This window comes from Gimesia benthica (assembly GCF_009720525.1).
Taxonomy (GTDB): Bacteria; Planctomycetota; Planctomycetia; order Planctomycetales; family Planctomycetaceae; genus Gimesia; species Gimesia benthica.
The window spans coordinates 5310875-5325055 of the sequence record NZ_CP043930.1 but is presented as its reverse complement, the minus strand read 5'-3'; the positions used below and the strand labels follow the sequence as shown (position 1 = coordinate 5325055).

General features: G+C 53.5%; 15 protein-coding genes and 1 pseudogene. 5 read left to right on the top strand and 11 right to left on the bottom strand.

Annotated elements, in window-relative coordinates; all coding sequences use genetic code 11:
- Positions 1–92: 92 nt before the first annotated feature.
- Together F1728_RS20755 and F1728_RS20750 are read right to left on the bottom strand one after the other, a co-directional pair.
- Positions 93–1424, bottom strand: a complete 1332-nt coding sequence (locus F1728_RS20755; protein WP_155365680.1) for a glycosyltransferase family 4 protein — start codon at positions 1422–1424, stop codon at positions 93–95.
- A 37-nt stretch (positions 1425–1461) separates the two neighbouring features.
- On the bottom strand, positions 1462–2205 hold the full coding sequence (locus F1728_RS20750; protein WP_155365679.1) for a type 1 glutamine amidotransferase: 744 nt from the start codon (positions 2203–2205) through the stop codon (positions 1462–1464).
- A gap of 493 nt (positions 2206–2698) precedes the next feature.
- Between F1728_RS20750 and F1728_RS20745 the strand changes: the two genes are divergently transcribed.
- Positions 2699–3262, top strand: coding sequence for a fused DSP-PTPase phosphatase/NAD kinase-like protein (locus F1728_RS20745; RefSeq protein ID WP_155365678.1), 564 nt, complete (start codon positions 2699–2701; stop codon positions 3260–3262).
- 6 nt (positions 3263–3268) lie between these two features.
- Here the strand turns inward: F1728_RS20745 and F1728_RS20740 are convergent, their stop codons facing one another.
- The 9 genes and pseudogenes from F1728_RS20740 to F1728_RS20705 all read right to left on the bottom strand — a co-directional run bounded on the left by F1728_RS20740 (position 3269) and on the right by F1728_RS20705 (position 10407).
- The gene (locus F1728_RS20740; RefSeq protein ID WP_155365677.1) at positions 3269–3634 is read right to left on the bottom strand and encodes a hypothetical protein; all 366 of its coding nucleotides are present in this window, start codon (positions 3632–3634) and stop codon (positions 3269–3271) included.
- Positions 3594–3929 (bottom strand): annotated as a pseudogene (locus F1728_RS32835) (DUF7710 domain-containing protein). The gene F1728_RS20740 and the pseudogene F1728_RS32835 overlap by 41 nt, the downstream one beginning before the upstream one ends.
- A 122-nt stretch (positions 3930–4051) precedes the next feature.
- Positions 4052–4702, bottom strand: coding sequence for a class I SAM-dependent methyltransferase (locus tag F1728_RS20735; protein ID WP_155365676.1), 651 nt, complete (start codon positions 4700–4702; stop codon positions 4052–4054).
- A gap of 30 nt (positions 4703–4732) precedes the next feature.
- Positions 4733–5032, bottom strand: coding sequence for a Rho termination factor N-terminal domain-containing protein (locus tag F1728_RS20730; protein ID WP_155365675.1), 300 nt, complete (start codon positions 5030–5032; stop codon positions 4733–4735).
- 193 nt (positions 5033–5225) lie between these two features.
- On the bottom strand, positions 5226–5456 hold the full coding sequence (locus tag F1728_RS20725) for a hypothetical protein (protein WP_155365674.1): 231 nt from the start codon (positions 5454–5456) through the stop codon (positions 5226–5228).
- 12 nt (positions 5457–5468) lie between these two features.
- Positions 5469–6806 (bottom strand): DUF1501 domain-containing protein, encoded by a 1338-nt coding sequence (locus F1728_RS20720; RefSeq protein WP_155365673.1) that lies wholly within the window; start codon positions 6804–6806, stop codon positions 5469–5471.
- Positions 6807–7077: 271 nt separating this feature from the next.
- Complete coding sequence (locus F1728_RS20715) at positions 7078–8400, bottom strand: APC family permease (protein ID WP_155365672.1); 1323 nt, start codon at positions 8398–8400, stop codon at positions 7078–7080.
- Positions 8401–8518: 118 nt separating this feature from the next.
- Entirely contained in the window at positions 8519–9925 is a 1407-nt protein-coding gene (locus tag F1728_RS20710; protein WP_155365671.1) for an MBL fold metallo-hydrolase, read from the bottom strand.
- A gap of 32 nt (positions 9926–9957) precedes the next feature.
- Positions 9958–10407: a beta-lactamase hydrolase domain-containing protein gene (locus F1728_RS20705; protein WP_145043338.1), complete on the bottom strand. Its 450-nt coding sequence runs from the start codon at positions 10405–10407 to the stop codon at positions 9958–9960.
- 307 nt (positions 10408–10714) lie between these two features.
- Between F1728_RS20705 and F1728_RS20700 the strand changes: the two genes are divergently transcribed.
- The 4 genes from F1728_RS20700 to F1728_RS20685 all read left to right on the top strand — a co-directional run bounded on the left by F1728_RS20700 (position 10715) and on the right by F1728_RS20685 (position 14112).
- Positions 10715–11980 (top strand): tetratricopeptide repeat protein, encoded by a 1266-nt coding sequence (locus F1728_RS20700; protein ID WP_155365670.1) that lies wholly within the window; start codon positions 10715–10717, stop codon positions 11978–11980.
- A gap of 153 nt (positions 11981–12133) precedes the next feature.
- Positions 12134–12688, top strand: coding sequence for a DUF3239 domain-containing protein (locus tag F1728_RS20695; RefSeq protein WP_145442544.1), 555 nt, complete (start codon positions 12134–12136; stop codon positions 12686–12688).
- Positions 12689–12724: 36 nt separating this feature from the next.
- Positions 12725–13108, top strand: coding sequence for a VOC family protein (locus F1728_RS20690; RefSeq protein ID WP_155365669.1), 384 nt, complete (start codon positions 12725–12727; stop codon positions 13106–13108).
- A 239-nt stretch (positions 13109–13347) separates the two neighbouring features.
- On the top strand, positions 13348–14112 hold the full coding sequence (locus F1728_RS20685) for a DUF3050 domain-containing protein (RefSeq protein ID WP_155365668.1): 765 nt from the start codon (positions 13348–13350) through the stop codon (positions 14110–14112).
- The last annotated feature ends 69 nt before the right edge of the window (positions 14113–14181 follow it).

Below are 14181 nucleotides of genomic sequence, written 5' to 3'. Positions count from 1 at the left end.
GTTCCGCACGATTTCCGTCAGAGGCTATACCATAGCGGAATCCGGGGAAATTGTTAAGCAGGACGGCGGGTCATTCAGCAGCCAGCGGGCAATTAGCGCGGGTTCTCGGCGGGAGTTACAGCGGCGAGGCGATCGCGGAAAAACTGCAGGCTTTCGGTGGCCATCAGCTCGGAGTTGAAGTACTGGCGGACGCGTTCGTACCCCTGTTGTGCCAGTTGTTTACGGTAATCCTTGTCCTGGTACAGACGTTCCCAGGCTTCGACGAGTGCCAGGGTATCGCCCGGGGGCACGAGCAGTCCGCCGGCGATCTGTTCGATCAATTCCGGAAAGGCACCATGGGCGGGCTGGACGACGGGGACGCCGTTCGCCAAAGCTTCCAGCACGAAGATCCCCTTGGGTTCCTGGTAGTCGGTCGGCACGGAGAGGACGGAGAGGCTTTTGTAGAAGTCGACTTTTTCCTCGTGCGAAGCGGGGCTGCCCCAGTAACGGTAGGCATCCTGAAGTTCATCCAGGGGCGCGGTGGTCTCCTTGAACCAGGCTTCGTTTTCTTTACCCAGGAAGCCCCCCACCAGCAGGCGGCTGTCGGGGTGTCGTTCGTGGAAGATCTTGAAGGCTTCGACGGCGTTTTGCAGACCTTTTTCTTTACAGATGCGGGCAAAGAAACCGATGGTGAAAGGCTCGTCGACGCTGGTCTCCGGCGTGCCGTCATAGCCATCCAGATTGATGCCGAGCAGGACTTTGTGGAAATGGTCGACGGGCACGTCCAGGTAAGCAGACATGAAATCGCGGTAGTAATCGCTGTGTACGAGAACGCCGTCCAGCTGTTGCACGTTCGAGCGGATCAGTTCCAGCGAACGACTGCGGTAAGGTTCTCCGAGTTCTTCCAGAAAGACATCATCCCCCTGGAGAATGCAGAACAGAGGTCCCTTGAAATGCTGCTTAATGGCTTTGATGGTCCCCGAGAGCAGGGCGTTGCTGAGGCAGATGACATCGGGTTTGAGCGTCTCTCCCAGAAATCGGGCGAGTTCTTCAATTTCGACTCCTTCGGCTCCCTGATCTCCTTCCAGCAGATTGACGGTCAGAGCCCCCAGTTCATGGGCGTCGTTACTGACGCCGAAGCTGGTCGCGAAATTAATGATCCAGGGTGTATCCAGCCAGTGCTTGAGGAAGCGGGGCAGAGCACGCCAGATGCGGGAGCGATAATTCAGATAGACGTTGATGCCTCCCAGGAAGACCGGTGATCCAGTCATGTTTTCTTCGTCGACGCGAATGGGAGTGTAGGTGGGGACGAGGGTTGCTTCAGCCCCCTGCAGCATCATGGCTTTGGTCCAGGTGTTGTCGTGCATGCATGCGCCACAGAACATCCCTGCTCCTCCGGAGGTGATGATGGCGACATGCAGTTTCTTGTCTGGCGGTGGGGTCATAAACGGTATACCTGAGTATTTACGGGCGGGAAGAGGATCAGGTCTGGTTCAGATGCCGGGGGGCGATCTCCTGCACGAAACGTTTTAACAGAGCCATGGTTTCGGGTGTATCGTGAATCGAGTGGCGGAACTCGTCGAGGGAGAGGCCGGCGATTTTTTCGACATATTCGGGGTAGGTATTGAGGCGGCCCAGGAACGATTCCCGGTCGAGTTCGGGATGGAACTGAGTGCAGTAAATGGGGCGATCGATAAAACGATACGCCTGATTTTCCACGCGATCTGTCGAGGCCAGCAGTTCGGTTCCCGGCGGAAGTTCAACGACCGTATCTTCATGCCCCATCAGACCTTGCAGAATATCGCCTGCGGGGCCGAAGATGGGATCAGCCTGACCGGCAGCCGTCAGACTGACGTGATGAACGCCGATTTCGGCTCGGTTGAGATCGTGGACCACACGGCCTCCCATGGCGCGGGCCATTGCCTGGAATCCCCAGCAGGAAGCGAACGTGGGTTTACGGAGATCGTGCACGACTCGCAGACTTTCCAGGGCGATCTCCAGCCAGCGACCTTCTCCTGCGGCGGAATAGTGACCACTGCCGCCGATGAAGACGACATCATGAGACACGAGATCGACTTCCCTGAGTGGACCGCCGAGCAGATCGAAGACGGCGATCTGGCTGGTGTCGACATCCAGGGAGCGGGCGAAACAGTTGACTTCCTGTTGTTTCATCGGATCGTCTGAATTGCGAACCTGTAACAGGAGGTAGCGTAGTTGTTGCAGCATTACAGTCCGTTCATTTCCTCACGTTGTCCCGCAATCGGGAAAACGGTAATCATGTATTCAGAATACTAATGGCGCTTGAGCTCACTGCCGCTAATTTGACAGCAATTTTATCTTACTATTCCCTTGCAGGAAATGATATCAAGGTCGTCAGAATCATGGATTTTGTAGGGGCACAACACCAGGCATCAGCATTGCCTTATATATAAACAGATGTCAAATCAGATTTTTTACAAGGAATTCATTTTCGGTTTATATATCGCTTGACAAAAATCGCGATTCTGGCGATATTCACTATACACAAATTGTTTTTATCTCGTGCGTCATCTCCCAGGAGGATATATAAGTTTTCCTTTTTTTGAACCTCTTCGATGCATGAATTATTCAACGCCAGTCAGCTCGTCTTGACTGGCGTTTTTTTGTGTCTGCATTCCGATTCTGTTAGAATTCGTTGAACTTTGTCTGATCCGACCTGTTTTCCTGACTGGAATCAAGCATGCGATGCTTTCAAACCGCTCCACTGCTGCTGATGCTCTGCCTCGCAACTTCCCCGACGACTGTCTGGGGTGACTCCAAAACAGAATCAGCGTGCCGCATGCTGCAGTTGGAGGAACTGGGGCAGATCTCTCCCCTGCACCGTAGTGGTCAAATTTACCTCGCAGGTCAGCCGGGAGAAGAAGATTTCAATCTGATCCAGAAAGCGGGCGTCAAGACAGTGGTTAACCTGCGTCCTTCACGGGAGTTGAAATGGGACGAGGCGATGTACCTGAAGATGCTGAATCTGGATTACGTGCAGATTCCCTTTCGGGCTCCGGAATCATTAACGCCAGCGGTTTTTGACCAGTGCCGCAAACTGCTGAACGACAAATCGAAGCAGCCACTGGTTCTGCATTGTGCATCAGCCAACCGCGTGGGAGCAATCTGGCTGGCCCATCGTGTACTGGATGATGGCCTCTGCTTCGATGCCGCCCTCGCAGAAGCCAAACAGGTAGGGCTGAAAACCCCGGGCTACATCGAGCAGGCCAGAGCGTATATTGCCCAGCAAGGGAAAGCGGAGTAAGCGGAATTATTGTGTTTGTATTTGAATCTGCCCCGATTTGAACATCAGAACCGGCTCCTCAAAATCTGCGTCAAAGATGTGATAATTGACCTGCTCCCACTGACGCGAGCGGACGTTTTCTGCAGTCAGAGAGGAAAACTGCAAGCGCCTTATCCCCATGGTCGGTAGCCTGCATTCTGCGACCTGTTCCAGAGAAAGACAGGCAACCAGGCTCGTCACCAAATCGGATTCCAGTATCAACTCAATGTCTGGATAAGGTGCAGCAGGCCACTCCATGACAAAACGAGCGACGTTCGTAAACTCATGCCAGGGAAAGTCTGCAAGCAGCGTATCATTGATCTCGAACGTCTGGCCGGCCTGCAGAGTGATCATCTTCGCTGCCCTCTCTTCCCTCAATTCCCATTTCGTAATGGAAATGTTCCTGGCTCGCGCTGGTGAAGCGGCCGATAAACCGAGGGCTGGACTGATAATCCCTGGAAGGTTTGAAAATTTCTTCCGCTATAGCCCAGTCATAGACGCCTGTATCGAGAGGATATCTTGTCAGAATGCCTGAAAGCTAATGTTGGGCGATGAAGTCCTCCGCTTTTGCTTTTGTGGAAAATACACCACTGCAAAACTGCGCCGTAGTTCCATGAAATACCCACACCGCATCATTTTTTTTAGTCATGACCAGTCCCGAAACGATACCTGGCTCCGGATTTCCAGATGTTGAACATACCGGAAACCAGGACACGTTCCAGAAAAACAGGTTCACGCTGTATCAATGAGAGGCAGTTGGCCCCGTTGTGGTCAGGCATTGATCGGTCTGGCGTTGTGACTGATATGGTGGCATTCCAGTACTGTCTTTTTCCAGACGAAGATCTCCAGGGGTGGCAGATTCCACAATACCATCGAACGTTTCTCGGGAGGACCGAAGTATTCTGTTGCCAGGTCACAGACACTGCTGCGGAACTGGTAAGTCACGAAGGCACCGCCGGGGGCGAGCTGCTGATAGATGGATTCCATCAATGTGCGACCTTCCTCCGGCGAGAGGACTGAGAATGGAATTCCCGAGACGATGACATCAGCCGAGGCAAAGTAGTTCCGCTTGAGAATGGATTCCAGATCAAGGGCGGATCCGATCTCGACGATCAGACGTGGGTCTGCGTTCTGCTGTAGCGATGCAGCGAATTCTTCAACGACTTCTACACAGAGCAACTTGGACTGATCAGGCATGGCCTGCAGCAGGGCCTTCGACGTCTCGCCGGTTCCCGGTCCGAGTTCGATGACGGTTTTTGCGGAACGCAGACAGGCAAGTGAGCTCAGTTTGCGTTGCAGGTAACTGGAACTGGGAATACAGGAGGCCACCTGCAGCGGGTTCTCGAAGAAGCCACGCAGAAAACAGGGTAAAGTCGAAGTTACCGACGTAGTGTCCTCACCTGGCGAACGTGAAATATCCATGATGTAATCCTGACTGAAGAGGTGATTCGGCTAGCGTTTGTCACGAATGGCTTCGATCAGCTCAGCTTTATTCAGCTTGCTGCGGCCTTGAATGTGATGCTCTTTCGCGAGATTGTAAAGTTCATCTACAGTGCGTTCTTCCAGACGCGTATGAGGATTGCCGGTGCCCTGAGTGGTTTCCCGGGGCGTTCTTCCCTCTTTCCGCCGTTGCTTGTTGACTGTGCGCGCGGCGATCTCTTTCGCCTCGGAACTGGATTTACCTCGCTCGAGGGCACTCTCTCTGATTTTCTTGTACTGCTTTTCATCTTTTTGTGTCCAAGTGGTCGGCATGGTCTCAGTTCCTGGCAGCCGGTATTAAAAAGAAAACTGAAGCGAGTTCCCCCCCATTCTCATTAGCATGGCCCGCTCGAGAGCCATACCCGATATAGAAACTCGCTCCAGTTTTTATCGGAGTTAGATAGAGTGGTTAGTATTGCATTTCCCGTGCCAATACCACTTCACGGCTGAGCAGTATGCAACAAAGTCAGCGGCTGAAATCCAGCGTGGAAGGCAGGAGAGCGTGTTGAGAAATTTTTCCGGTTCTTCCTTGCAGCTTAACGTCGAAATGAACGAGCAGCTGCTCCCAAACCTGGTGCGGTCGCTGAGCGACCAGGCTGGTCTCTGGCGAGCCATTAACGCAGGGTGTCTTCTCGCGAAAGTTGAAGTGAAACAGGGCGTCAGCCGCGCAGAAAGGCTGCCCGTCCCAGAACTTCATAAGCTTTGGATTCTAAACGATTTCCGGCATCGGGAGATAGCCGCTGTCGACCAGGTACTGGGGGCGACCGGCGTGATCGGGCAGGGTGACCCGCTCGATGTCGATTCCCATATTGTGGTAGAGGGTCGCAAAGACTTCCTGGAAGTGGACAGGACGGTCATCCGCTTCACCGCCGAGACGATCAGTGGTACCGATTACCTGGCCGGTCTTCATTCCACCACAGGCGAGCAGTGCATTACAGACGCGGGGCCAGTGATCCCGGCCGCTGTTGTTGTTGATCTTGGGAGTCCGGCCGAACTCGCCCCAGGCGATGACGGTCGTGTCTTCGGCGAGTCCCCGCTGGTGCAGGTCTTCAATCAGGGCGGTGATGGCCTGATCGAAATCGGGGAAGTTCTCTTTGGCCCGTTTGAAGTTGCTGCCGTGCCAGTCCCAGAAGCTGTAACTCAACGTCACCATGCGGGCCCCCGCTTCAACGAGTCGACGGGCCAGCAGGAACTGTTCGTTCAGACGAGGGGCGGCGTCACCCTGCTTGCGCGAAGTTCCTTTGCCGTAGCGTTCCCGAACCGCGGGATCTTCTTTGGAGACATCGAGTGCTTCGACGAGTCGTCCGGAGGAGAGGACGCCGAATGCCTGTTCGTTAAAAGCGTCCAGGCCTTCCATGGAGCCGCTGTTATCCGCATCGCGGCGGAACTGATCGAAACTCGTTAAGAGTTGCTTTCGATCCTGCAGACGGTCCAGAGTAATTCCGTTGAGGGTCATATCCCCCTTCATTTCCCCGTTCGGATTGAATGGAGTATGCGAGGTGCCCAGAAAACTATTTTTTCCAAAGTTGTAGGGTGTGTGCTGCATCTTCGGCGAGAGGTTCACATACGCGGGGGCCGTTGCCCGCGGATCACCTTTGAGACGCGAGAGAGCAGAACCAATTTCCGGCCAGCCCCCTGCAGGTTGATTCCGATCGCTGTGTCCGGTCATACATTGAAATGACGCATGCTGACCGATAGAACCGACGAGCGAATTCACGAAGATACTTTTATCAGCAAGACTGGCGAGGCGGGGCAGATGCTCGCAAATTTTGATATCAGGTACATTCGTGGAGATCGGGTTGAACTCGCCTCGAATTTCGGAAGGTGCATCCATCTTGAGATCGTACATGTCCTGATGCGGCGGTCCACCAGGGAGGTAGATCATGATGATCGACTTGTGTGACTTCCCAGTGCCCGACTGTTGTTCTGCCCGCAGAAGTTGTGGGAGCGTCAATCCGCCAAATCCCAGCGCGCCGACCTTGATGAAATTACGGCGTGAGACACGATTACAGAATCGATTAGCAGCTCCGTCGAAAATATTCAGCATTATCTACTCCAGGGCGGGGTCAGCAGTGCGTCCAATGACGCCAAGCAGGGTATGGTCAGTCTGGATGGAAAGCGTTTCAGTTTCCCATCTTATCTCTGATCGGCCGAGTTGTCCACGTTGATCCATCAAGATCCATTCACATGAGTGGATTCCCCGGACATTCTTCCCAGACTGCCTTCGCAATTAACAAAACAGGATCAGGCGGACCGAGTCGATCAATCCGACATCCCCCAGACGACACAAATGCAGTGACAGAAACTATTTAGCGGGATCAATGCTCTACAGATTTCTGGCCGTATCGAATAAGTAGAAATTCGCCGATGAAGATCACCAGCAAACCGGCGAGGGACACATACAGCACCAGCACATCCGTGCGTGCTTTCACCGCTACAAATGCGACAAGAATAATGAGATCCAACACGATCGCCGTGACCAAAATTCCCGAGTTCGCCTGCACTTCCTCGCGGAGTTTTCGCAGAACACCCCAATGAATGGCGATATCCATGATGATATAATAGATGGCCCCCAGCGAAGCGATGCGACTGAGATCGAAGAGCAGCGTGAGAATGATAGCCATCACGACCGTATACACCAGCGTATGTTTCTGAATACTCCCCGGCATGCCGAAATGTGAGTGGGGAACCAGTTTCATTTCGGTCAACATGTCCAGCATGCGTGATACGGCAAAGACACTCGCGATGACTCCGGAAACAGTCGCGATAATTGCGAAGACAACCGTGAACCAGACACCGTATTTACCAAAGGTTGGTCGGGCCGCCTGGGCCAGAGAGTAATCTTTGGCTTTCACAATTTCTTCAATCGTCAGGCTGCCTCCCACTGCGACCGTGACCAGCAGGTATAAAACCAGGCAGAGCCCGATTGAAATCAGAATCGCCCGTCCCACATTCTTGTGCGGGTTTTTCAGTTCGCTGCCGCTGTTGGTGATTGTGGTAAACCCCTTGAAGGCCAGAAGTGCGAGGGCAACCGCTCCCAGAAAACTTCCGTATCCCGTCTCACCAGAAGACTGGGAAAAGTTCTCCAGGGAAAACCCGGAAGCCCAGATGCCTCCGAAAGCCAGGATTGCAATCCCAGCCAGCTTGATGAAGGCAGTGATAAAAGATAATGACTCAATGAATCGATTGCCGAGTATGTTGACCAGGAAGGCGACTACCAGCAAACCCACACCCAGTCCGGAAACCAGCCAGGTATTCTCTTCCACCTCGTATAACTGCAGCGTATAGGTTCCGAAGGTCCGCGCAACAAGGCTCTCATTGATGACCATGGAGAAGTACATCAGCAAAGCATAGCTGCCGGTCCATGCAGTTTTGCCATAGGCTTTATTCAGGAACATGGCGATGCCCCCTGCGGAGGGATACGCGTGCGCCAGTTTTACGTAGGAATAGGCACTGAATAAAGCGACAATGGACGCAGCCAGAAAGGCCAGGGGAAACCAGCTTCCGGCGAGTTCAGCAACCTGACCAGTCAGAGCAAAGATACCGGCGCCAATCATGACACCAGTCCCCATGGCCACGGCTCCCATCAAAGTGAGACTGTTTTCCTGGTAGTCGGTCGATCTATCCTGTGAGTGCTGCATGTGATTCCTGTTTGATGATTTCGGCAAGAAACTCCTTCACTCAAGCTCTTAATAGTCGAGATTCTGCTCAGCAGGAAACGAGAATCCCTTCAAAACTGAGAGAGAAATCAGACAAAGATTACGTCGTCAGAGGCAGTTCAGCGGCTTTCCAGGCGGACATGCCTCCCAGGACGTTTGCCACATCAGTGAACCCGGCGCGGCGGATGAACGAGGAGGCGATCGAAGCGCGATAACCTGATCCACAGACCACAGCCACCGGTTGTTCCTGGGGAATTTCCTCAAATCGTTCCTGTAAAGCGCCGCCGTGAATGTGGAGTGCCCCTTTTATATGACCGGAGTTCCATTCCCGCTCGGTGCGCACATCCAGCACCGTCAGCGGGTGCTGCTGGCGCAGTTTGTGATGCAGATCCCGGACTGAAATGGTTTCCAGCATTTCCAAGGGGAATCCTGATGTTTCCCAGGCATTGATGCCCCCTTCGAGATAGCCCTGAGTGTCGTCAAAGCCGACGCGGAGCAGATTGGTAACGACTTCTTTGACCTGAGAGGGCTGATCGACGACGAGCAGGATCGGTCGGTCGTACGGGAGAACCCAGCCCGCCCAAGTGGGCAGATTCGATCCCATTGGAATGTTAATAGAATCCGGGATGTGTGCTGCCGCGAACGCCTCTTTGGAACGGACATCGACAATCAGGCAATCCTGACACTGTCGCTCTGCAACCTGTTTCGCCGACCAGCGTTTCTGTCCCGGGAGTTCCGGCCCGATGATCGCTGGACCTTCTTTGTTAATGCGTTTCATGCGGCTGAAATAGGAAGGGGAGAGCGGCATATCCTGCAGCAGGTCTGCGATCCAGGGTTCTTCGTCCTGCTTCTGCAAGACATCGCTGAAACGCCGTTCAAAGCCCACCGTGGAAGAACGTCGCGAGCCAATCGCTTTTCCACACAGAGAACCGGCTCCGTGTGCGGGGAAGATTTCCAGGAAATCGGGCAGGGCCTCCATCCGCGTAAACACGCTTTCATAGAGCTGGTGCGCGAGTTTTTGTTGCTCCGCTTCGCCCAGCAGATCCGGGCGTCCGACATCGCCGACGAACAGAAAGTCTCCTGTAAACATACACCAGGGCGTGTCCTGGCTGCGGGATTCGTCGAACAGCAGTATGGCGATGTGTTCGGGAGTGTGACCGGGAACATGCCGAAACTCGAACCGAAGCTTCCCTAACGACAGCGTGTCATCTGCTGATACATGACGATCAGCGAATGATTGAGTCCAGTCCGCATCGCCATACGCTGAACAGTAAATCTGCGGTTCATTGTTCAGTCGCGCTTTCAACTCACGTGAGCCGGAAACAAAATCGGCATGCACGTGGGTTTCGATAATATATTTTATGTGCAAATCGTGCTGACGGGCAAATTCAATGAACTCCTCGACATCGCGGGGCGGGTCGATTACGACCGCGGCCCCGCTCTGATCATCGCCGATCAGGTACGAACTGATCGCCAGCCCCGGCACAAACCGTGGATAAAAAATCATGATACGTGCTCTCTGCTGAGTGAGTGTGACGCTTATTTGTGGTGCGTGTCAACGTAATGTTTGACGAAGTCCTTGAGCTCAGGTTTGTCACACTGAAAGCCCATCTCTTCTGCTTTCTGCAGGGTCTGTTCGCCGGACATTCCGTTTTCGACAGCGCGTTTCATCATCGCCATCGCACCGGCGCGCTTACCACTTTTACAGTGTGCGAAAATCGGTTTCGGCAATGCCTCAAACTGCTCACGAAATTCGTCGACCTGTCTATCGTCCAGCATGTTCATGGAAACAGGGATATGGCAGTATTTCATTCCTGCGGACTCGACTGCTTTGCCTTCCGCTTCGGGAGTGATCGGCATTCCCTCTTCATTGGCAGTGCGAAAGTTCACAATCGATTTGAAACCTTCATTGCCGAATTCGTAAATTTCGTCCCGGTTTGGCTGAGGTCCAACGGTAATCTGGTCACTGATTTTCATCGTGTTATCCATGTGTAGACTCCTCTTCTTTTGAAGGTCGAGTGATTCACTTTCCGCTGTTAAAACAGCCGCAAATAACATACCAGACATGCAAATCCAGTTAAGTTCCTGCTTTTGCCACTCACAGCGTGGATTGCTGGTTGATCAGCGTCCGCTGCGCCTGCTGAACCGTCAGTTTGAAAACCCTTTTTCAAAAAAATGCGTGATGTTCCTCCACGATAAACGCCTTACAATGTGGGATGTCATTCCGTCGGCGGTACATTCTCTGCGAAATGACTGATGTGCAATAGACTTACCTATTTCAACCAGGAGCCCTGTCATGCGTCGTTCGATTCTGATTCCAGTCTGTCTGGGAACGTTGTTGCTGATGAGTCAATTCGCTGCTGCCGCCCCGCTGGCGGAAAAATACCTGACATCAGGAAAACTGGACGAAGGGGCTCAGGCCCTGCAGAAACAATTGCAGGCGAATCCGGAAGATGACGAGGCGCGGTTTGGTCTGGGAGTGGTGCAGTTCTTTCAGTCGTTTGAGCATCTGGGAGGAACTTTGGCTCAGTATGTGGGAGGAAATTTGAATCGGTTTGGATTACGGACAGAAGATGTCAGACGCGGGCTGCCGGAACCAATCCAGGAGATTCTGTCTCAAGCTCCCGCTTCCAAAACGGCCACCTATGCCGATACCCGTCAAATGCTGCAGACGTGGGTTGATGATCTGAAAGCTGCTGAGAAAACCCTGTCTGCCGTCAAAGATCCGAATGTGAAACTGCCGTTGCATGTGGGGCTGATCAAGGTTGATCTGTTGGGAATTGGTAAACCGGTCGAAGCACGATTCCTGTTGAGCAGAGCAGGCGTCTCTCAGCAACAGGCAGATGCGGAACAGTTCTTAATTGATTTTGATCGCGGCGATGCGGACTGGCTGGCCGGTTACTGCAACTTCCTGTGTGCCTGGGGCGAGGTCCTGCTGGCGATTGACGGACAGGAATTATTTAACTGTACGGCGCATCTGTTTTTTGAAAAGGTCGACACGCCATACCCATTTCTGCTGGAAGAGCACGGAAATGTAGACAGCATCGTTGGTGTAGATCGACCGCTCGTCTCGGACATCCTGGCGTTCATTCACCTCTGGCGGTTTGAACTCAAGGAACCGGAGCGCATGAAAGCGGCGCTGGCACACCTGGAAGATATGCAGCGGCACGCGAAATCGATGTGGAAGTTTTATCTGACGGAAACCGACAACGAACGCGAATGGATCCCCAATCCACAGCAGACCGGCGTGCTCGAAATCAAGGTTACGCAGGAGATGGTCGATACCTGGCTGGTCGTGCTGGACGAAGCGGGAGAGGTACTGCAGGGCAAGAAGCTGATTCCCTTCTGGCGGGGCAAACCGGGGACACAAGGTGTGAACCTGCGACGGGTATTTACCGAACCGCGGGAGATCGATCCGTTTCTGTGGTTCCAGGGAACCGCGGCGGCCCCGTACCTTGAAAAGGGTGAGATCACAGACTTCGCCAATCCCGAAATGTGGGCCCGGATTAACAGGACGTTCGGCCGTAACCGGTTCTTCACGCTGGCATTCTGGTTTAACTAGGTGACGGGCAGAATCTCTTGATTCTTTTCCGTGAACGAATTGCCAGAACCCAATCACGAGTGTATACTGCCGGGTGTTCCAGTGGTTCCTCCGCAATCAAGGAGCCGCTCTCTCCAGTTGTTACAACACTGCCAGGCACCAGAGCGAATACCGATGATTAAAGTGAACTATAAAGTCTTGCTCCGCTGTTATCCCGGGGAAGTCATTTTTTATGTGGTCGGTGTGATCGTGGGGTTGGCCCTGATGACGGTGCATACTGCACTGGGCGGAGCGATTGCCGGTGTTTCTGTGATTGCCTGCATCATGAATCTGAATTCCTGGAAAGGTCATTTCGCTCAGGGTGCGTTGTTACCAGCGATTGTGGTTAACCCGGATAAGGGGTTGATTGCGGTCGTCGCGAACATGGATGCTCAGGGAGGCCGCCCGTATCCGGTGGTCAAGATCGTCAAACGACCGATTAAAAGTGCGACCGGCGCTCCGTTCAAGAAGGGATCGCGGCTGGCGACAGTCGCCACATTTCATAACAGCAATATCGTGAGCAACAAGCGCTGGACCGATTTCAATCCGATTGCTGTCAACTGTGCGACTGCCAGTCGTAAAACCATTAAACGGGCGATTAACGCCATCGATGAGGAAGAGTGGGAACTGCTGCTGAAAGTCGTGAAGAAGCTGGATCAACCTTATAAAGCGGGGATCTATCCACTCTGATTCCCCAGCTCACCTGACACAGGGGAGGAAACGAGCATGCGACCACAGCCGATGATTGTTGTGAATGATGTCCCGGCCAGCAGTCGCTGGTATCAGAGTCTGCTGAATGTCAAAATTGGACATGGCGGCGATGAGTACGAACAGCTGGTCCGCGAGGATGGTACACTGATCCTGCAACTGCACCAGTGGGACGTGCACGAGCATCCCTTTCTGGGAGATCCCGAGGCATTGAAAGGGAACGGTGCCTTGCTCTGGTTTGAAATTGATGATTTCACCGAGGCGGTCGCGCGGGCGGATTCGATGTCCGCAGAGATTCTGGACGGGCCGCTGGTCAACCCAAATGCACAACATCGTGAGCTCTGGGTGCGCGATCCGGACGGCTACACTGTCGTACTGGCGACGAAGTATGGCGATCTTTGAAAGGTCCCCGGAAATTATTCTGAAAGCCCTACCAGAACAGCCGCTGAGAACTATAATCGCGGGAGAGTTCGTTCTGGAAACGCGCTCAGTGAGGGGATCGTTGCCCACCGTCGGTGAGCAGGTAACAGACGTTTTCTGTTACCACGGTATCCAGGGCCATTCCGCTCAGATCATTAATTCAATTTACCGACGGCTACTCCGCGCCGCTTAAAATTAAATCTCCAGAGAATGGTCTGTTCATGTCACGGGAAATTACGTCTGAAATCATTGCTTCGTTTTCCGAACCACTCGAAACTCATCCGATTTATGAGTCGATGGCGACGCTGGAGGATCTGCAGCGGTTCATGGAACACCATGTCTATTCGGTCTGGGATTTCATGTCGCTGGTGAAGACGCTGCAGGGGATTGTCGCTCCCACAGGAGCGCCCTGGGTGCCGGTCGGTGACGGAAGCATTAGACGGTTTATCAACGAGATCGTGCTGGAAGAAGAATGCGACGAAACCGCGGACGGCGAATTCGCGAGCCATTTCGAACTGTATCAGACAGCCATGAATGAAGTGGGGGCCGACACGGGACCGCTGAAGGAATTTATCGCCACCGTCAAATCGAGCGGGATCGAGAGTGCGCTGGCTCTCCCCTCTCTGCCCGAACCGTCGCGGCAGTTCACCACCAAAACATTTGAGTTCATCGCCGATGGCGCGCCACATAAAATCGCGGCTGCTTTCGCTTTGGGGCGCGAACACATCATTCCCAGCATGTTCCGTGCGATCCTGAAGCAGACCGGTGTTTCAGAACAACAGGCGCCCGTGTTTCATTACTATCTGAATCGGCACGTGGAACTGGATGGTGACTTCCATGCCCCGCTGTCACTGCGACTGCTCAACGGACTGTGTGGGGGAGACGAAGTTAAAATTCAGGAAGCAATCACAGCGGCGCAGGAGGCCATTCAGGCCCGGCTGCAGTTGTGGGACGGGGTGCTGGAGAGCATTCAGGCATCGGTCTGAAAATCTGGTAGCGACAATGACTTAGATGCTCTACAATCAGAGCGCCCGTTTGAATTCCCTTACATTCTG

Coding starts and splice junctions, on each gene's coding strand:
- F1728_RS20755 (WP_155365680.1), bottom strand. CDS start 1,424: ATGACCCCACCGCCAGACAAGAAACTGCATGTCGCCATCATCACCTCC.
- F1728_RS20750 (WP_155365679.1), bottom strand. CDS start 2,205: ATGCTGCAACAACTACGCTACCTCCTGTTACAGGTTCGCAATTCAGAC.
- F1728_RS20745 (WP_155365678.1), top strand. CDS start 2,699: ATGCGATGCTTTCAAACCGCTCCACTGCTGCTGATGCTCTGCCTCGCA.
- F1728_RS20740 (WP_155365677.1), bottom strand. CDS start 3,634: ATGATCACTCTGCAGGCCGGCCAGACGTTCGAGATCAATGATACGCTG.
- F1728_RS20735 (WP_155365676.1), bottom strand. CDS start 4,702: ATGGATATTTCACGTTCGCCAGGTGAGGACACTACGTCGGTAACTTCG.
- F1728_RS20730 (WP_155365675.1), bottom strand. CDS start 5,032: ATGCCGACCACTTGGACACAAAAAGATGAAAAGCAGTACAAGAAAATC.
- F1728_RS20725 (WP_155365674.1), bottom strand. CDS start 5,456: ATGAAGTTCTGGGACGGGCAGCCTTTCTGCGCGGCTGACGCCCTGTTT.
- F1728_RS20720 (WP_155365673.1), bottom strand. CDS start 6,806: ATGCTGAATATTTTCGACGGAGCTGCTAATCGATTCTGTAATCGTGTC.
- F1728_RS20715 (WP_155365672.1), bottom strand. CDS start 8,400: ATGCAGCACTCACAGGATAGATCGACCGACTACCAGGAAAACAGTCTC.
- F1728_RS20710 (WP_155365671.1), bottom strand. CDS start 9,925: ATGATTTTTTATCCACGGTTTGTGCCGGGGCTGGCGATCAGTTCGTAC.
- F1728_RS20705 (WP_145043338.1), bottom strand. CDS start 10,407: ATGGATAACACGATGAAAATCAGTGACCAGATTACCGTTGGACCTCAG.
- F1728_RS20700 (WP_155365670.1), top strand. CDS start 10,715: ATGCGTCGTTCGATTCTGATTCCAGTCTGTCTGGGAACGTTGTTGCTG.
- F1728_RS20695 (WP_145442544.1), top strand. CDS start 12,134: ATGATTAAAGTGAACTATAAAGTCTTGCTCCGCTGTTATCCCGGGGAA.
- F1728_RS20690 (WP_155365669.1), top strand. CDS start 12,725: ATGCGACCACAGCCGATGATTGTTGTGAATGATGTCCCGGCCAGCAGT.
- F1728_RS20685 (WP_155365668.1), top strand. CDS start 13,348: ATGTCACGGGAAATTACGTCTGAAATCATTGCTTCGTTTTCCGAACCA.